A 16,670-nucleotide genomic window follows, 5' to 3' on the forward strand; every position below is an offset into this window, starting at 1 on the left:
TTCGATTCTTGTATGGATTGCCGCAGTTTAATAACTGCGGCTTTTGTTGTTACTCCGGAATCACTTAGCGAGTAATTTGGTCAAATTCCTTACGGATGGCTTGCAACAGTTCAGGCTTGCTTAGAACATCATAAGCTGTAGCAGCGAGCGCTTTGGCTCCTAAAATCATGCCATCCAGAGCGCGTTCCTGCAACGCCAAATCACGGAATTCAATAGAATGCAGGGTATGAACTTCATCAACGACACGGATATAAGGGTGAATCGCTGGGCATCTCAAGGAAACATTACCGATATCCATCGAACCATGGTCGTTTCCACTGACGATTTCTTCCTGTGGAATGCCAAGTTCCATTAAATTCTGACTGAACGCGTCAGAGAAGGTCTCATTCGTGACCATCTCATCATAGGATGTTTCGTAGTTGGATGTCACGAGTTTACATCCGGTCTGAAGTGCAGCGCCTTGTGCAATCTGAATGACACGTTCGGTTAGCACGTTCAGTTCTTTGCGTGTGGCTGCACGCACGTAAAACTGAGCAGAAGCATAGTCCGGGATAATGTTAGCAGCTTGTCCACCGCTATTTATGATGCCGTGAATACGGACGTTGCTTTTCACCTGCTGTCTAAAGGCATTAATTCCGGTGAACGTTTGGATAACCGCATCGAGGGCATTAATACCTTCATGCGGGCTGGCTGCCGCATGTGAGGATTTACCATGGAACTCGAATTGTACGGCATCGATTGCAAGGGAGCTGCCTGATTTTTCATAAGCATAGAATGGATGGGCCATCAGTGCGACATCACAGTCGTCGAATAACCCCGCTTCCGCCATCGGAACTTTAGCCCCGCGTGTCTCCTCTGCAGGTGTACCAAACACCTTGATCGTTCCGCCGACTTCGTCCACAATGGCTTTCAGGCCAACGGCTGCGCCAAGACTCATCATGCAGATCAGGTGATGTCCGCAAGCATGACCAATTTCGGGCAAAGCATCATATTCACATAGTAGGGCAATGGTCGGGCCTGGCTTGCTCGAAGCATAAGTACCGATGAAAGCTGTTTCCAGTCCGAGAATCGGAGCTTGTACTTTGAACCCATGATAAGACAATTCTTCCTTCAAACGGGCAGAAGCAAGATATTCCTCATTTCCAAGTTCAGGATGAGCTCCGATATATGATGAAATGTCTTTGAAACGGGAAGCATATTGATCAATAACGTTAAAAATTTGGGTTTTATTTGTTGTCATGGCTAAACTCCTTAGGCAAAAATGAAAATAACTCCATGAGTATAACATGTTTGCAGTATTTTTTCAGAAACAAGTCAAGATTTGATCTTGAAAATGCATTGCATAATCATGCATTGTACTTTATAATGACTCAGTCATCAACATGACTGACGAATCAGTATGTAATCGTAATTATAGCATTGTAAGGGGAGAACAAGGTTGAAATTAATAAGTCGTTATACCGTAATGTTGTTAACGTTCCTTCTTTTTCTGACGGCGGCTGCACCTGCGGCGCTGGCGAGTGGAACGACAGACAACAGCTCAGGCGGTAAAAAACTGGTGCTCGGTACAAGTGCCGATTTTGCACCGTATGAGTTCCACAAAGTCATCAATGGTAAAGACGAAATCGTCGGATTTGATATTGCGATTGCCAAAGAAATTGCGGCGGATCTTGGAGCTGAACTCGTTATCGAGGATATGGGCTTCGACGGACTTTTGCCCGCACTTCAGAGTGGTCGTGTAGACTTGGTCGTCTCAGGCATGACGCCGACGGATGAGCGTAAGAAAAGCATTGATTTTTCAGATACGTATTACAAATCCAAACAAGTGATTATGGTTCGTAATGTCGACAAAGACAAATATCCGGACATGAAATCACTGGAAAATGTCAAGATTGGCGTGCAAAAGGGATCCATTCAAGAAACCATTGGACAGAAGATTCCTGGTGCAAAGCTGACTTCACTGGATAAAATCTCCGACATCGTGCTACAACTGCAAACGAAACGCGTTGACGCAGCTATTGTAGAAGATACCGTAGCCGCTGGTTACCTGGATGACATTATCGGTCTTGCGGCAGCAGTTCCTGACGAAGAACAGGCTGAAGCCGCTGTCGGGATTCGTAAGGGCAATACGGAGTTATTAGCCTCTGTAAACAAAACCTTGGACCGCTTGAAAAGCGAAGATAAGATCAACCAGATGGTTACAGAAGCAAGTCTCCTGATGGCTGACAAAGTCAATAAATCTCAAAACATTTTTCAATTGTTCTGGGAATACAAAGGCTTATATGCAACAGGTATTGGTTACACGCTCCTGTTGTCGGCGCTAGGCGTATTATTCGGGGTCATCATCGGTCTGATTATTTGCCTGTTCCGTCTTCATAATATGGCGATTCTTCGCTGGATTGGTACAACTTATGTAGAGGTGATCCGCGGGACGCCAATGCTGGTACAACTTATGATTATCTATTACGGGGTGTCGCTAACTTTTGGCATTAACTTCTCAGCACTTCAAGCAGGGATTATGACGCTTTCCATTAACAGCGGTGCGTATCTCGCCGAGATTTTCCGTGCCGGTATTCAAGGCGTTGATCGTGGTCAACTGGAAGCAGCCCGTTCACTGGGTATGGGCAGAGGCGCAGCGATGCGTTACATTATTCTGCCACAGGCCTTCAAGGCCGTTTTGCCAGCCATCGGTAACGAGTTCGTAACGATTATTAAAGAATCATCCATTATTTCGGTCATCGGTATGGTGGATATTATGTATCAAGCAAGTGTAGTCAAAAATCTCACATTCCAGGGTCTGAACCCGTTCATTATTGCGGCAGCGATTTACTTTGTGATGACATTTATTCTGTCCAAGCTGCTCGGACGATTGGAAAGGAAGTTGGGTGCAAGTGATAGACGTTAGGCAATTACACAAATCATATGGTAAAAATGATGTCCTGAAAGGCATCGACGTAACGATCGGCAAAGGTGAGGTCGTTGTAGTTATTGGTCCTTCCGGTTCCGGTAAAAGTACATTTCTGCGTTGTCTGAACCTGTTGGAACAGCCATCATCGGGACAGATCGATTTCGAAGGTGTTTCGATTACCGATCCGAAGCATAACATCAATGCTACACGTGAGAAGATGGGCATGGTGTTCCAGCATTTTAATCTGTTTCCTCATAAAACGGTGCAGCAAAACATAACGATTGCTCCAATCAAGGTGAAGAAACAATCCACGGATGAGGCCAACAAAATTGCCGAGGATCTCCTGAAGACAGTCGGTTTGGCGGACAAAAAAGATGTATATCCTAACCAGCTGTCCGGTGGTCAAAAGCAACGGATTGCCATTGCAAGAGCACTCGCGATGCAGCCGCATGTGATGCTGTTTGACGAGCCTACATCGGCCCTTGATCCGGAGATGGTCGGAGAGGTATTGGAAGTCATGAAACGTCTTGCTGAAGGCGGAATGACGATGGTCATTGTAACGCATGAGATGGGTTTTGCGCGTGAGGTGGGAGACCGCATTCTGTTCATGGACGGCGGCGTCATCGTTGAGGAAGGTACCCCGGATGAAGTGTTTGGTGCGCCAAAACATCCGCGTACGCGAGACTTTCTTGCAAAAGTACTTTAATTCATGCCATTCCGTATATAGAATCAAATGAATAACGGCGTTATCGGATCGAAAGATCCGGTGACGCTTTTTTGTTGTTTGCAGAAAAGGTAGAGCTGAAAAAGTAACTTTTCTGTTACCTGTAAAATGAATTAAAACGCCAAATGGAAACATTTACTACAGCTTAAGGTTACAAATTTGTGATATATTCAAGACTGCCGAAACTTCCGAAGCGGAAGTGCGGGGGACGTAACAATGCAGACATAGTTAATGATTTGAGAAATATGCTGCTTGGGGTGAATTAGGAATACATAATGCTTCAGCATGTCACGTACAGCCTATAGGGTGGGTTCCTCCATCCGAATCCGACAACTAACTTCGCAGGCATCATGAGGGAGGAAGACCATGCATAACAAGAAACGTTTAGCCAAAACAGCCATCGCACTACTGACATCCATTCTATTCATTCAAGCCGTTCCGGCTCACGCGGATTCCGTTCATGTGGCCAAAGAAGGGGATACCTTCTTCACCTTATCCAAGCAATACGGCGTTGATATGAACACATTAATTAAAACGAATAAAGACATCTCACCTTATAACATCTATGGTGGTTTGAAAATTACAATCCCAGGTAACGAAAACAAAGTAGAAGCGGCACCAGTTCAAGCGAAGTCGCAGGAAAAAACGGTGACTGCTGCAAGCCTGGACGTGAATACAGATAATAAAGTGGTACAGGCTTGGGGGAAAACATTCGACTACAGCAAAACGCTTAGTGTTAAAGCAACAGCGTATTCCGCGGATGCTTCCGAGAATGGTGGATGGGGCCCCGTTGATTATTTTGGCAACCCGCTCGAACTCGGCACAATCGCAGTGGATCCCAAGGTTATCCCTTTTGGAACCAAGGTACTAGTGACAGGGCATACACACCCTGGATTGCCGAAACAGGCTTTCGTAGCAACGGCTTTGGATGCAGGTAGCGCGATCAAGGGAAATCGTATTGACATCTTTATCCCTGGAAGCAAACAGTTCGTTAGTTCGTTTGGTTTTCAGGATATTGAGTTGTACATTTTAAAATAAGGCTTAAACCCTCTCATTTATGGATGTGAGGTCATAAGTTGAATTGAGCATTAATAAACAGGGTGTTCTTTCTTGCGTAATCATGATAGGCATAATTCATGACGACGTAGAGGGACAACCTGTTCTTTCAATTATTGTTTCTCTTTTGGCAGTTTAAGCATCTCGTCCAATGTAACTAATTCATATCCTCGGTTTCGCAATTCCTCAATAACCTCAGGCAAAGCCTCTACAGTACCTTTCAGGTTCGAACCTGTACCGCCGCCAGCATGTTGTAATACGATGGAACCAGGCTTCACCGCGGTGAGAATATTATGTTTTACCTTTTCCTTGTCTAGTCCCTTCCAATCGAGAGAATCCACATTCCAATTCACGATGCTGTAATGCTGTTTTGCAGCCCATCTCAACTGTTCTTCGTTAATGTCCCCATACGGAGGACGAATCATTTTGGGCGTATACCCCGTCAGGCGGTGAATGATATCGCCGGTATGTAATATTTGTTTGCGAAAGGCAGTCATTGATAATTTGCTGAATTCAGGATGATTGTAGCTGTGATTGCCAACGATATGTCCTTCTTTCACCATCCGTTTCACCAAGTCCGGGTGTTTCTCCGCACGGCTGCCAACAACAAAAAAAGTAGCACGAACCTTATATTTTTTTAATACATCAAGTACCTGCGGTGTAAATCTTGGATCAGGTACATCATCAAAAGTCAGCGCAACTTGTTTGGTGGAAGGGCCATTGGTTTTGAACGTATCCGCGTATTTCTGACGAAGTTGACCTAGAGTCAACTGTTCTTCTTTAACATCTGACCCAGACGCCGGTGTATCACTGAGGGTTGAAGAAGGTTCCTCAGATGAAGCAGCAGACACAGGCGCAGGGGCTAAAGGAGCTGTATAAACCCCAGAACATATAATAGTAACGAGTGCGAGCATGACGAGGCGTATTCGCATGTTAACGGCCTCCTTTTTCCAAAATTGCGTTCTCTATGGTATGCCCGTTGCCTGTTTCTTTTATGCGTGTGTGAGAAGTTTCATTGCATCATCAGGTCATGAAAGCCATAATTCCACCATATATAACATATAGAGAAGGATAGGTGGAGAGACAATGAGTACATATGATTTGAAATCCATTCGTTTAGAGGTTTTTGAGGCAGGACAGGACAAGGTATTTCTGGTTACGGGTGGTAAAGCTCATATCGGGGCTGTAGCTACATTCTATGTTGACCATGATCGGGTTAGTGGAACAACGGTACATATCCCGGGACACAAGGAACAAGAGTTATGTGAGCGGCTAGCCCGCAAGGCGGCACTGCAATTGAAAGTTACGGTAACCGTTATTATGGGCATACATTTTGACAGCATTACACGAGTGCAGATCGACGAGATCGTAATGACTGCAGAGAGACTTGTGGATGAACATTTGAATAAGAGGTCAGAGTAATGTTTTGGTAATCGGTCATCTTTTAGGATAAACGACACGTGCCTGGATAAGTATAACCTTCAGAGGTAATCCTCCTTATATTTAGAGGTTGTCATCAAGTTTTAATTTTTTTTTGTAAAATTGAAACGAGTTGCAGATTGTAACGTATGTATCTTTATATACAATGCACAATCCACTGGGAGGAATAACCTAATGTCTATTTTTAAAAGATTACGTGACCTGACAATGTCTAACATCAATGCGATTATCGACAAAGCTGAAGATCCAATCAAGATGACGGATCAATATATCCGTGACATGCAAGAGGATCTGGAAGATGCTGAGAAAGCAGTAGCTGCACAAATCGCAATCGAGAAGAAGTTCAAGCAATTGTTCGAGGAACAGGAAGCACTTGTGAAGAAACGTGAAGAGCAGGCTCACACGGCAGCTCGTGCACAGAACATGGACCTTGCTCGTCGCGCTTTGGAAGAGAAGAAAGCAGCGGAAGAGAAAATGGTGGAATACAAAGCCAGCTACGATCAAAACAAAGCGTCCGCAGACAATCTTCGTGGCAAACTTGATGAGATGCGCAAACAATTGACACAGATGAAAAATAAGCGCGAAACGCTGGTTGCTCGTTATAACGCAGCCAAAGCACAAACCGAAATCAACAAAGCGCTAAACGGATTTAGCTCAGATACGGCAAGTGCGGGCCTGAAACGTATGGAAGAGAAAATGATGCAGATGGAAGCTCAGGCTGAAGCAAGCAACGAAATGTCTTCCAAAGGCAAATCCCTTGACGAGGAATTTGAGAAACTTGGTAAGGATGCGGCTGTTGAGGATGAACTTGCTGCGCTTATGAAACAGTACGAAAATAAAAACTAACACCTTGGCGTTCAGCAGGGTTAACCAGCGGAGGGGAACAGCGTTTCTCCTTCGCTTTTAAATGCGGATCATGTTGATAAGTGGAGGCTGTGTAAATGGATTTGAACATTTTGGCGATGCTGGTCTGGACGGTTTCAGGTTCGGTTTTGCTGTTTGTACTGATGTATGTAGATTCACTCTTTACGAAATACAAGGATTTTGCTGAAGTCAAGGCTGGCAATATGGCGGTCACTACCCGGATGGTAATGAAGTTATTTGCGCAAGGTTACGTGCTTGCAACATCCATCTCAACAGCAGGACATCTTGGAGAAGCTTTGCTCGTTTCTGTTGTATCATTTGTAATTTTATTAATTCTGGAAAGTGTTGTTCACTTTATGATTCGCAAATGGGCCACATTGGATCTGGATACGGGAATACAGCAAGGTAAGACAGGGTATGGCTTGTTCTCAGGTGCTTTGCATATTGTAGGCGCATTGATTATTGCAGCGTGCTTGTAAGCCGATAAGATAAGGAACAGGAGTAATTGGCATGAGTGTATGGAAACGTATTAAAGGAATACTAACAAAGCCCGAGCCACCTAAAGTGGAAAAAACGATGCTTCAGCTTGCTCCTGGGGATATCTGTGAAGTGTCTCTGGTCACTTATGAAGTCGTTGGCAGGGTGCAGAATCGGGCTCGTAACGCAGTTGTATTAACGCTCCAGGATGGTAGTTCATTCCGATATTTACATGTGGAGGAGCGTGAGATCACGCGTTACGCCCTGTATACACCTATTGATGGGAGACTTGATGCCCCTGACGAGGTGCCCACCATTCTTGAACTGGATGATCACGTGTATCATTTGGAGGAAGAATATGGAGGTATGGTTCAGACTGTGGGTAGAACGCCTTATGGTCAGGCTGGTGAGCAGCTTGTGTGGCAGTATCAATCGGATGATAACAAACTTCTTCGTGTGGAATGGCAAGATAGAAGGTTTAACCTCTACGAGGGTGAGTCCATTCTTCCTGCGGATATCAAAGTGATTCGTTCGAACTAGGAGAGGTTCCAATGAAAAAACGCTTGGCACATGGATTAAAATTAATGCTGGTCCTCAGCCTTGTGATGTCTCTGCTATCTGCGTGTGGTGCAGCTCCTTCCGTACAGGATACATATCCTCTTGAATCGGTAAGTGGCAGCGGTCAATCCACGTCTTATGTGTATCGGGCTGCAGATCGCACAGTTCCTGAAGTAGCAAAAGAGCTGTCCGATCAACGAACACCCGACCAGATCTCGGCAGAAAATACAGAGCGTATGTTCCTGGTGTATCAAGACCAGTATTATCATCTGCAACAAGATCCCAAGAAACCAGAGGATACGCTCGTCGAAGTCGATTCCAAGGAATATGTTCGTCAGAACTATAGCTCTTCCTTCTTACAAGGGTATCTAACGGCAACGTTAATCGGGAATTTGTTTGATACTTTTGGTGGACGCGGTTCAGGCAATTATCGGGGATACACGGAACGGGATACGTACAAACCGAGTGCAGGATCGTATCGGGTCCCAACGAGCAATGATAAAAAACTGGCTCCACCTATTACCGTTGAGCGAAAAGGCTCCATTACGCGGCGTGGCAGTGATAAGGACACAAGTGTTGGTTCTGGCGGCGGTTTATTTGACCGCAAAAAGGATCAAAGTCGAGGAAGTATCGATCGCAACAAGAGCAGTGGTGGCTTGGGTGGTTTGTTTGATTCACCAAAAAAATCCTACAAAAAGCCAAAGACTCGAATCGGTGGTGGCAGGATTATGAGGCGAAGATAACACCTCACAAGCCTGATATATATGCTTCATGGAATGATTATGATTCACAGGATGATGATTATATACAGGACAAAATAACAGTAGCATGGTGAGACACTGACGAATGACAGTGAGCACCTTGTTACTGTTATTTTTTTATGATTTGCGGACATGATGGGACTTGCGAACACGAGGAATCGAAGAAGCTGGCTGTTTGCGTATCCAGCGCAGGTAAGGAATGATCCGTTCATCTGCACGCAGCGATTGTAGATCGGTCAATCCCAGCGTAACCAGATCCCGATTCGTATATAACGAGTGGATTTGCTTATGACAGGGAATGCACAGGTTAGCTGTGGGCATGAAGCTACCGCCCATCTCCTTTGGCGTTAAATGATGAACTGTTGTCTCGACGGGTTCTCTCCCGCATAACTCACAATGATGATTCGTGGTGATCACCTCCCGATTTCGAATGCTATTATGTGCAAAGAAAGGGTATTTCATGTTACCAGTTTGGCCCCTGATCATATTAGCGGGTAGTGATAGCAATGATGTTCTTCCTGTTAAATCTCAAGAGTGAGCACATTTAGAATGTGTCTGTTCAGCTACATATGCAGTTTTTCTATTCGGATTCAGTGAGTAATCGACTTGTCATCGGCGTATATTCGGGCTACACTTTCTTAAATGAGAAAAAGACCTCAGGAGGTAAGTTACTTTGAAACATAATTCCCATTCATATGATATGACCACCGCTAAATTTCATCGTACGGCTGTACAAGTACCGGAAGCACAGAGCAGAATTGCTGCTCAGGTATCGGCAGCCCGGATTGAACATGTCCCTCTTGCCGACTCACACGGCCGCACACTTGCAACGTCGATTGAAGCGCCGCATGCGTATCCTTTTTTCCGCAGATCAGGTATGGATGGTTTTGCGATTCAAAGTGCAGATACGGCTGAGGCCACAAGTGATCATCAAGTGTGGTTTCGCGTTATTGATGAAATCCCGTGCGGATATACACCAGAACATCATATTACACCTGGAACGGCTGCAAGAATCATGACGGGTGCTCAAGTTCCGGATGGTGCAGATGCTGTCGTCATGATGGAGATGACGGAAAGCAAGCAAGAAGAAGGGCAGCACTGGATTGCACTGAAACGTCAGATTCAGGCTTGGGCTAATATTACGCCCATTGGGCTTGAAGTGCAGGAGGGCCAGCAATTGATCGAAGCCGGTACCGTAATCGGGGCGGGTGAACAATCTGTGCTGGCGACGTTTGGCGTGGCAGAAGTGCCGGTCTTTGAACGGCCGAGGGTGGCTATTTTTGCTACAGGAACGGAGTTACTTGAGGTTCATGAGCCGTTGCAACCTGGTCGGATTCGCAACAGCAACAGCTATATGTTACGTTCTCTGGTTGTGGAAGCTGGAGGAGAGCCCGTCATGTACGGAGCCATCGCAGACGATGTGAATACCGCAAGGGCAAAACTGGAGGAAGCGATTCGGGACAATGATATCGTTGTGACGACAGGTGGCGTTTCTGTTGGGGACTACGATATTATGGGCGAACTTGTGCTCGAAGAACAGATGCAACTTCTCTTTAACAAAGTCACGATGCGCCCAGGCAGTGTAACTACGGCTGCTGTATATAAGGACAAGCTGTTATTTGCTTTATCAGGTAATCCAGGCGCTTGTTTTGTTGGATTTAATCTGTTTGTTCGTCCCACACTTCGTGCGATGCAAGCAGATGTCCATCCTTATTTGGAAGAATGGAATGTGATTTTGGAAGACGGCTATGCAAAGGTGAACAACTTCACTCGTTTTGTACGAGGACGTACGATCATTCGAGACGGAAAAGTATTTGCGGCTCCAGCTGCATCTCGTGTGGATGAGTCAAGTGTCATGATCACCATTAAAGACAGTGACTGCCTCATTGTGATTCCTCCTGAGAAAAAGGGCATAGCTGCAGGGGAACAGGTCACAATTCTCAAACTTCCAACCGGGCAGGCAAGGTAACTAGAATGGATAAAAGGATTGCTTCAGAGCCAAAGATCATCCAAGTCGTTGGATATAAAAATACAGGCAAGACAACAATGACAGCTGCATTAATCTCCGGACTTGCTTCCAAAGGCTTGAAGGTTGCTGCATTCAAACATGACGGGCATGACCATTTTGAGATGGATCAGGAAGGGACGGACTCGTATCAGTTTGGCAGGGCGGGTGCTGCAGCTGTTGTGGTGATGTCTCAGAAAAGAACGGCGGTCATCAAGCAACACAATACCCGGCTTGACGATATGTTGAGCCAGTTCTCAGACTATGACTGGATTGTGATTGAAGGTTTTAAAGACGCCCCGTATCCCAAATTGGTGATGGTGCGCGAAGCCAATGACCTGACCCTGATACGCAAGCTTCAGCAGGTGGTTGGCATTGTTTTTTGGACGCCTGAATTAATGAAGGAAGCAGAGGCGGAAAAGTTAAGTGCTCAGATGGATAAGAAACAGGAGATAAGCAAAGGAGCTATGGCCGGTTTCCTGTTCCATGAACGGGAAGTTATTGTAGAGGCTCTGCTTCAGCTAAAATGCTCCATTTAACCTATCTTCGAATGGCCTGATATTTCATTTTGGTGCTTGTTTCACACCGCGTGTGGCACGCGGTGTACTTTTTCATAATAAGAGAGGACAGCCGCATGTGTAATTGTCTACGAGACTCTTGTGATAACTCTAAGCATTATCATCCATGCGGCGTTCGATGGCCTCGGACATCGTTTTGTCGGTGAGATGCGCATATATTTCGGTTGTTTCGGTAGAAGCATGACCTAGTTGCTCTTTCGTTTTGTAAATATCATTTTGCAAATAATAGTCGGTGGCAAAAGAATGGCGTAATTTGTGCACGGTAAGATACGGTTTGCCAAAACATTTAGCGTATTTCATAATCATCGCCTGAATCGCGCGTTTAGTCATTCGACTTCCTTCAGATTCCCCGTTACGGAGTGCAATGAAAAGTGCTTTTTCTCGTTTAGGTGTGCGGTAACGGGATTGCCGCAGATTCATGTAAGCTGCCAGCTCATCTTTGGCCTGTTCTCTGAAATATACGGGCGTTTTGTATGTTTCATCATTGTTACCTTTGCGGTAAACATAGAGCAGTTTGTTACCTAGATCGAGGTCATCCACATTCAAGTTAACCACTTCAGATACCCGTAGACCGGAGTTGAGGATGAGGCTGGCGATACAGGCATCTCGTTCTTTGTTCAACTCATGTGAGTACAGGGCCTGTTTGTTCTTCTGCATATCTGTAGCGTAGCCCTCGAGAATGTAACCGATAAATTCGAGTAATTCATTCTCTTCCAATATCTTGCCTTTGAGTTTCGCGGCAGTATCTTTGGGTTTATGGGTACGTTTGATCTCAATCTTGGCCATGATATTACGTTTAAGCAGGGGATAGAAGTCCTCATCTTCAGCAATTTGGCTTAAATAATGAAATAACGACCGCAGGGAAGAAAGCTTGCGTGAAACCGTAATTCTTGAATTGGTTCCCTCACGCTTCGTAGTCAGGAACAGTCGGTACGCAGTAACCGAATCCATACGTAGCACTTCCAGTTCGGTCAATGTTACCCCTTGGTTGGACTCAGCTTGGGACAGCCCTTCTGCACGTAGCCAGCTGAAAAAGGTATCATAATCTCTCAAATACTCCAGCAGCGTGGACGGAGACAGATCAGGCAGTTTATAGTCAATGAATTGCTGAACAAACCAGGGCATGGATGGTAGTTTTTCATCTAGTTTGCGTCGGTCAATCTCTTTTTGCACGTTGGTCAAGTTCGGCACCTCCATGTGAACGATTATTTATCTACAAAGTATATTAAGTGTACCATAATTTACATGCATCATCTTGTTTGATTATGCTGATAGGTATGGTCAAGCGTTGTGCTACACAGGCTACGATTTGTCACGTTGTTGCCCTTCATCTTATAAAGGTTTACAGTATGTATACATAAAGACTAGAGGAGGCGAACCAAATGAATATGCAGATTGAGCTGGTTCCCCGCGAACGCAGTCAGGTGATTCGGCATCTCATGCAATTTTATCTCTATGATTTTACGAAATATCTGAATATTGATGTAGACCAGGATGGTATTTTTCCGGAATATCCGGGATTGGATGCGTTCTGGACGGAGAAAGGACGCAAGTTTCCTTTTTTGATCACGAGTGATGGTTCACCAGCGGGGTTTGCACTTGTGGAGAAGTTAGATCCCGGGAGTAAGGATAATGACTACTATTTGACTGAATTTTTTGTAATGCAAAAATACAGACGTAGCGGCGTTGGAACAAATGCGGCGTACGAATTATTTAGACGTTTCCCTGGGCGGTGGAAAGTGACACAGGTTCGGAACAATGTGATCGCACAGGCATTCTGGCGCAAAATCATTGGGGATTATACCGGAGGGCGTTTTCGAGAAAAATTCCATCCTGAACTGGGCAATCCCAGTCAGTATTTTGTTACCTGATATCGTAAAAACATGTCTGTTAACTGAAACCTTATAGTACAACAAAGGAGGTCTAACATGATCGTACCAGCATTTCATCTGGAAGGACAAACAGCATTAGTCACAGGGGCAGGGAGAGGTATCGGAAAAGCGCTTGCCATCGGCTTAGCGGAATCGGGGAGCAATGTCGTGCTTCTATCTCGAACGATGAAGGAGATCGAAGAGACAGCAACAATGATTAATGAACAGACAGGCCGCAAAGCTTTGGCTCTCTGCGCAGATGTCACTTCTAAAGAGCAGTTGGAAAAGACTTTTCAGCAAGCCATTTCGGAGATGGGACGAATTCATATTCTCGTAAACAATGCGGGTATGAACATTCGGACGCCAGCGCTGGAAGTAACGGAGGAACAGTGGGAAACGATTATGCAAACAAACCTCAAATCCGCTTTTTTCGCTTCACAATTGGCAGGTCAGCATATGAAGCAGTATGGGGATGGGACAATCATTAACATCTCATCGGTAGGTGGACATACTGCCTTGCGAACAGGTGTCGTATATGGTTCTACCAAAGCGGCTTTAATCCATATGACTAAGGTGCTGGCGCTGGAGTGGGGGAAATACGGTATTCGCGTGAACTCGGTTGGACCCTGGTATTTCCGAACTCCACTGACCGAGAAGTTACTTGATGATCCGCAGTATTTGCAAGAAATTATTAACCGCACACCGCTTGGACGTGTAGGTGAATTACAAGAGGTTGTTGGGCCTGTTGTTTTTCTTGCTTCGGAGGCAGCCGGATATATCACAGGTCAGACTTTATTGGTGGATGGCGGCATGTCTATCTACGGTTTTTAAAAGTTTAAAAGAATGTGCCGCCCCGTGACTAAACGGTGAATAACATATGATACGACATGAAGAGGTCATAAACCCGGAAAAGGTAGACACCGGTAATAAGTACATGTTTTTTATCATATCAACTTGCCTTGTCTAAGCTACAAGCCTGATTTGGAGGAGGGTCATGATGGAACTTCGTAATTACGGAAGTACCGGAATGAAAGTCAGTACACTTGGTTTTGGCGGCTCTGAGATACGGGATGCGTCCAAAGCAGACGTAGAATTGTTGCTGAATCGTGCTTTGGATGCGGGTTTGAATATGATTGATACGGCGGAATGTTATGGAGACAGTGAGGAGAAAATCGGTGATGTGCTGGGACATCGCCGGCAGGAGTATTTTCTGTTCACCAAATGTGGACATGCAGCTGGTGTGAATGGACCCGACTGGGATGCCAAGGTGCTCGCACAGACCATTGACCGTAGCCTCAAACGCTTAAAAACAGATTATGTGGATGTCGTGCATCTGCACAGCTGTTCGGAAGAAGTACTTCGGCAAGGTGAGGTAATCGAGGTATTGCAACGAGCAAAAGAAGCTGGTAAAATTCGTTTTATCGGATATAGCGGAGATACGACAGATGCGCTATACGCCATTCAGACAGGTGCATTTGATAGTTTGGAGACATCATTGAATATTGCCGATCAGGAAGCGATTGAACTGACTTTGCCTGAGGCGCGAAAAAGAAATATGGGGATCATCGCCAAAAGACCGATTGCCAATGTAGCCTGGATGTATGATAAGGTGACAGAAGAGGATTATGCTTATCACTATTGGGAGCGGTTAAAAGAACTGAAATATGACTTTTTGGCTGAGGATGCAGAGCGAGTCGTAGAAATTGCATTGCGTTTTACGCTGAGCACTGAAGGTGTGGATACCGCCATTGTGGGAACCGTCAAACCTGATCGTTGGCTACAAAACGCCGAACTGGTGGCGAAGGGGCCGCTTGAGCAGGGCCTATATGATGCCATTCGTGAACGCTGGAAGGAAGTAGCGGGATCCGACTGGACAGGCCGTATCTAATTCGAGTTAATTTTAATAAATTCCATTAATCATATAAAATTGGTTGTGAACGATTTGAATTTCTAAAAAACTGCCTTTGTTGGGCAGTTTTTTTTGTGTTTAAAGGAGAGTGCTTGAAGGGACAGCAGAGAAAATAATCTGTCTAATCTCTATAATTTTTTTGTATTTTCATCATATGAAAAATTCACAATAAAAGAAGCCTTTTCGAAAAAAATAGAAAAAAGCCCCCGAAGGGACTTGGGATGTTGGGTAGAACTTATCCGAAATTCTTAAATTCATTAGCGGTTATTGACGCAAATTGCTGTTCAATGGCTGGGCGAGCTTAGCCGGAATTGTTTTGGAAGCACGGTTAACCTTACCATACGTAAGTTTGCGCCAGATCGACTCCATTGGTCCGATCTTGAAGCGGTTTAACCACAGCGAGGCAAAAATGACGAGTACAACATACACAGCAATGCTAAGTATAAGTGTACCAATAGGTTTTATAGAACTAGCCAATCCAAATGCATATGGTAGCAGAAGTACGGTTCCCATGATGGAATGAAGGAGGTAACAGGTCAGCGACATACGTCCAACTTTGGTAAATACCATCAACGCTTTACGAAGTGCAGGAACATACAAAAACAGCATCGCGAGGCTACTCATATAAAACATGCTCCCGGTTAAGTTCCCCTGTTGACCCAAAATCATGAATAGCTCCATCCAAAATGTATTTTCGGCTGAAATAAGTGTATTCACCATGGAGCTGAACTGAGTGAGTATAAATGCAGCCAAGCTGATGAACCAGATTCGCTTCCAGATCGATTGCTTTGCTTCCATGTTCGTGAAGAAGTCCATCTTCACAAAATACATACCGATCAGGAACATCAGGAACATGGAATAAACTGTAGAAAATGAACTAGCCGCCATTACGCTCATATCAGCCCATCTTGCTACAAAGGAGTTTAAGTAGGTAGAACTGGTATGACTGGATAATGTGAAATCAAAATAAGTTGGCACGTTTGAGGATGGAGTGTTCATCGCATTATAGACCATCATAAATACAGGAGTCAGAAATTGAATCAATATAAGTGCAATAATCCATCGCAATATCGTTTTAGGCGTGTGAGCATAGAACGCAAATAGTAGAAATCCGGCTACGGCGTAAAAGGTCAATATGTCGCCAACCCATATAAAGGTGATATGCAATAAGCCAATACAGAATAAAATTAATAACCTGCGGGCAAAAAGCATTCTAGGATGTTCTACTCGTTGCACGGCCCGATCCATAAAAATCATAAATCCAACACCAAACAGAAAAGAAAATAAGGTCACGAATTTCCCTTCGGCGAATGTGGAAACAAAGTTGTGGACTAGATCGCTCGAATTCATTTCGAATCCCTTCACCGAGTCCACGATCAAAAAGTAATTCACAATAATAATGCCGAGCATAGCAAATCCGCGAACGATATCTAGAAAATGGACACGTTCATTCAGACTCAGGGGTTGTGCAAGGTTCTCTTTTTTCTCATTCATAACATTTCTCCTATTCATTTTTATA

18 protein-coding genes and 1 riboswitch are annotated in these 16,670 nt (G+C 44.8%); of the genes, 13 read left to right on the forward strand and 5 right to left on the reverse strand.

From position 1 onward, the window contains the following. Positions 1 to 64: 64 nt before the first annotated feature. On the reverse strand, positions 65 to 1,240 hold the full coding sequence (locus J2T16_RS01550; protein WP_154957379.1) for a M20 family metallopeptidase: 1,176 nt from the start codon (positions 1,238 to 1,240) through the stop codon (positions 65 to 67). 198 nt (positions 1,241 to 1,438) lie between these two features. Here J2T16_RS01550 and J2T16_RS01555 point away from each other — a divergent pair, with 198 nt between their 5' ends. The 3 genes from J2T16_RS01555 to J2T16_RS01565 all read left to right on the forward strand — a co-directional run bounded on the left by J2T16_RS01555 (position 1,439) and on the right by J2T16_RS01565 (position 4,670). Continuing rightward, positions 1,439 to 2,905: an ABC transporter substrate-binding protein/permease gene (locus J2T16_RS01555; RefSeq protein ID WP_499017595.1), complete on the forward strand. Its 1,467-nt coding sequence runs from the start codon at positions 1,439 to 1,441 to the stop codon at positions 2,903 to 2,905. Then, a complete protein-coding gene (locus J2T16_RS01560; protein WP_123065699.1) occupies positions 2,892 to 3,614 on the forward strand; it encodes an amino acid ABC transporter ATP-binding protein in 723 nt (240 codons plus the stop codon). The genes J2T16_RS01555 and J2T16_RS01560 overlap by 14 nt, the downstream gene beginning before the upstream one ends. A 185-nt stretch (positions 3,615 to 3,799) precedes the next feature. Further along, positions 3,800 to 3,996: riboswitch (cyclic di-AMP (ydaO/yuaA leader) on the forward strand. Between the two features lie 2 nt (positions 3,997 to 3,998). Beyond that, on the forward strand, positions 3,999 to 4,670 hold the full coding sequence (locus tag J2T16_RS01565; RefSeq protein WP_221789416.1) for a 3D domain-containing protein: 672 nt from the start codon (positions 3,999 to 4,001) through the stop codon (positions 4,668 to 4,670). A gap of 131 nt (positions 4,671 to 4,801) precedes the next feature. On the opposite strand, the gene J2T16_RS01570 is transcribed toward J2T16_RS01565, so the two are convergent. Further along, positions 4,802 to 5,620 (reverse strand): polysaccharide deacetylase family protein, encoded by an 819-nt coding sequence (locus J2T16_RS01570; protein ID WP_090916651.1) that lies wholly within the window; start codon positions 5,618 to 5,620, stop codon positions 4,802 to 4,804. A 154-nt stretch (positions 5,621 to 5,774) separates the two neighbouring features. Here J2T16_RS01570 and lpdD point away from each other — a divergent pair, with 154 nt between their 5' ends. The 5 genes from lpdD to J2T16_RS01595 all read left to right on the forward strand — a co-directional run bounded on the left by lpdD (position 5,775) and on the right by J2T16_RS01595 (position 8,770). Then, positions 5,775 to 6,110: a prenylated flavin chaperone LpdD gene (gene lpdD / locus J2T16_RS01575; protein ID WP_253494227.1), complete on the forward strand. Its 336-nt coding sequence runs from the start codon at positions 5,775 to 5,777 to the stop codon at positions 6,108 to 6,110. A 192-nt stretch (positions 6,111 to 6,302) separates the two neighbouring features. Next, a complete protein-coding gene (locus tag J2T16_RS01580) occupies positions 6,303 to 6,974 on the forward strand; it encodes a PspA/IM30 family protein (RefSeq protein WP_090916647.1) in 672 nt (223 codons plus the stop codon). A gap of 95 nt (positions 6,975 to 7,069) precedes the next feature. Continuing rightward, the gene (locus J2T16_RS01585) at positions 7,070 to 7,471 is read left to right on the forward strand and encodes a DUF350 domain-containing protein (protein ID WP_090916645.1); all 402 of its coding nucleotides are present in this window, start codon (positions 7,070 to 7,072) and stop codon (positions 7,469 to 7,471) included. A 31-nt stretch (positions 7,472 to 7,502) separates the two neighbouring features. Then, complete coding sequence (locus J2T16_RS01590) at positions 7,503 to 8,009, forward strand: DUF4178 domain-containing protein (RefSeq protein WP_154890427.1); 507 nt, start codon at positions 7,503 to 7,505, stop codon at positions 8,007 to 8,009. Between the two features lie 11 nt (positions 8,010 to 8,020). Beyond that, positions 8,021 to 8,770, forward strand: coding sequence for a DUF4247 domain-containing protein (locus J2T16_RS01595; protein ID WP_499017599.1), 750 nt, complete (start codon positions 8,021 to 8,023; stop codon positions 8,768 to 8,770). Between the two features lie 135 nt (positions 8,771 to 8,905). On the opposite strand, the gene hlpB is transcribed toward J2T16_RS01595, so the two are convergent. Next, positions 8,906 to 9,250: an HNH nuclease-like protein HlpB gene (hlpB, locus tag J2T16_RS01600; protein WP_261764491.1), complete on the reverse strand. Its 345-nt coding sequence runs from the start codon at positions 9,248 to 9,250 to the stop codon at positions 8,906 to 8,908. Positions 9,251 to 9,488: 238 nt separating this feature from the next. On the opposite strand from hlpB, the gene J2T16_RS01605 reads away from it, so the two are divergent. Next, on the forward strand, positions 9,489 to 10,757 hold the full coding sequence (locus J2T16_RS01605) for a molybdopterin molybdotransferase MoeA (RefSeq protein ID WP_499017889.1): 1,269 nt from the start codon (positions 9,489 to 9,491) through the stop codon (positions 10,755 to 10,757). A 5-nt stretch (positions 10,758 to 10,762) separates the two neighbouring features. Beyond that, positions 10,763 to 11,332: a molybdopterin-guanine dinucleotide biosynthesis protein B gene (gene mobB, locus J2T16_RS01610; protein WP_499017601.1), complete on the forward strand. Its 570-nt coding sequence runs from the start codon at positions 10,763 to 10,765 to the stop codon at positions 11,330 to 11,332. 129 nt (positions 11,333 to 11,461) lie between these two features. Here mobB and xerS read toward each other — a convergent pair whose 3' ends face one another. Beyond that, the gene (xerS, locus tag J2T16_RS01615) at positions 11,462 to 12,553 is read right to left on the reverse strand and encodes a tyrosine recombinase XerS (RefSeq protein ID WP_260510965.1); all 1,092 of its coding nucleotides are present in this window, start codon (positions 12,551 to 12,553) and stop codon (positions 11,462 to 11,464) included. Between the two features lie 200 nt (positions 12,554 to 12,753). On the opposite strand from xerS, the gene J2T16_RS01620 reads away from it, so the two are divergent. From J2T16_RS01620 to J2T16_RS01630, 3 genes are all read left to right on the forward strand, one after another. Next, on the forward strand, positions 12,754 to 13,242 hold the full coding sequence (locus J2T16_RS01620; RefSeq protein ID WP_090916635.1) for a GNAT family N-acetyltransferase: 489 nt from the start codon (positions 12,754 to 12,756) through the stop codon (positions 13,240 to 13,242). A 57-nt stretch (positions 13,243 to 13,299) separates the two neighbouring features. Further along, a complete protein-coding gene (locus tag J2T16_RS01625; protein ID WP_499017604.1) occupies positions 13,300 to 14,073 on the forward strand; it encodes an SDR family NAD(P)-dependent oxidoreductase in 774 nt (257 codons plus the stop codon). A gap of 166 nt (positions 14,074 to 14,239) precedes the next feature. Beyond that, positions 14,240 to 15,130 (forward strand): aldo/keto reductase, encoded by an 891-nt coding sequence (locus tag J2T16_RS01630; protein WP_499017606.1) that lies wholly within the window; start codon positions 14,240 to 14,242, stop codon positions 15,128 to 15,130. 285 nt (positions 15,131 to 15,415) lie between these two features. On the opposite strand, the gene J2T16_RS01635 is transcribed toward J2T16_RS01630, so the two are convergent. Beyond that, positions 15,416 to 16,645 carry a DUF418 domain-containing protein gene (locus J2T16_RS01635; RefSeq protein WP_336120139.1) on the reverse strand — a complete coding sequence of 410 codons (1,230 nt, stop codon included), beginning with the start codon at positions 16,643 to 16,645 and terminating at the stop codon, positions 15,416 to 15,418. Positions 16,646 to 16,670 lie beyond the last annotated feature (25 nt).

It is taken from the genome of Paenibacillus intestini (genome assembly GCF_030803945.1).
Classification (GTDB): Bacteria; Bacillota; Bacilli; order Paenibacillales; family Paenibacillaceae; genus Paenibacillus; species Paenibacillus polysaccharolyticus.

What these genes read in the sequence shown, in the direction of transcription:
- J2T16_RS01550 (WP_154957379.1), bottom strand. Translation starts at nt 1,240, where the DNA reads ATGACAACAAATAAAACCCAAATTTTTAACGTTATTGATCAATATGCT.
- J2T16_RS01565 (WP_221789416.1), top strand. Translation starts at nt 3,999, where the DNA reads ATGCATAACAAGAAACGTTTAGCCAAAACAGCCATCGCACTACTGACA.
- J2T16_RS01570 (WP_090916651.1), bottom strand. Translation starts at nt 5,620, where the DNA reads ATGCGAATACGCCTCGTCATGCTCGCACTCGTTACTATTATATGTTCT.
- lpdD (WP_253494227.1), top strand. Translation starts at nt 5,775, where the DNA reads ATGAGTACATATGATTTGAAATCCATTCGTTTAGAGGTTTTTGAGGCA.
- J2T16_RS01580 (WP_090916647.1), top strand. Translation starts at nt 6,303, where the DNA reads ATGTCTATTTTTAAAAGATTACGTGACCTGACAATGTCTAACATCAAT.
- J2T16_RS01585 (WP_090916645.1), top strand. Translation starts at nt 7,070, where the DNA reads ATGGATTTGAACATTTTGGCGATGCTGGTCTGGACGGTTTCAGGTTCG.
- J2T16_RS01590 (WP_154890427.1), top strand. Translation starts at nt 7,503, where the DNA reads ATGAGTGTATGGAAACGTATTAAAGGAATACTAACAAAGCCCGAGCCA.
- J2T16_RS01595 (WP_499017599.1), top strand. Translation starts at nt 8,021, where the DNA reads ATGAAAAAACGCTTGGCACATGGATTAAAATTAATGCTGGTCCTCAGC.
- hlpB (WP_261764491.1), bottom strand. Translation starts at nt 9,250, where the DNA reads ATGAAATACCCTTTCTTTGCACATAATAGCATTCGAAATCGGGAGGTG.
- J2T16_RS01605 (WP_499017889.1), top strand. Translation starts at nt 9,489, where the DNA reads ATGACCACCGCTAAATTTCATCGTACGGCTGTACAAGTACCGGAAGCA.
- mobB (WP_499017601.1), top strand. Translation starts at nt 10,763, where the DNA reads ATGGATAAAAGGATTGCTTCAGAGCCAAAGATCATCCAAGTCGTTGGA.
- J2T16_RS01620 (WP_090916635.1), top strand. Translation starts at nt 12,754, where the DNA reads ATGAATATGCAGATTGAGCTGGTTCCCCGCGAACGCAGTCAGGTGATT.
- J2T16_RS01625 (WP_499017604.1), top strand. Translation starts at nt 13,300, where the DNA reads ATGATCGTACCAGCATTTCATCTGGAAGGACAAACAGCATTAGTCACA.
- J2T16_RS01630 (WP_499017606.1), top strand. Translation starts at nt 14,240, where the DNA reads ATGGAACTTCGTAATTACGGAAGTACCGGAATGAAAGTCAGTACACTT.
- J2T16_RS01635 (WP_336120139.1), bottom strand. Translation starts at nt 16,645, where the DNA reads ATGAATGAGAAAAAAGAGAACCTTGCACAACCCCTGAGTCTGAATGAA.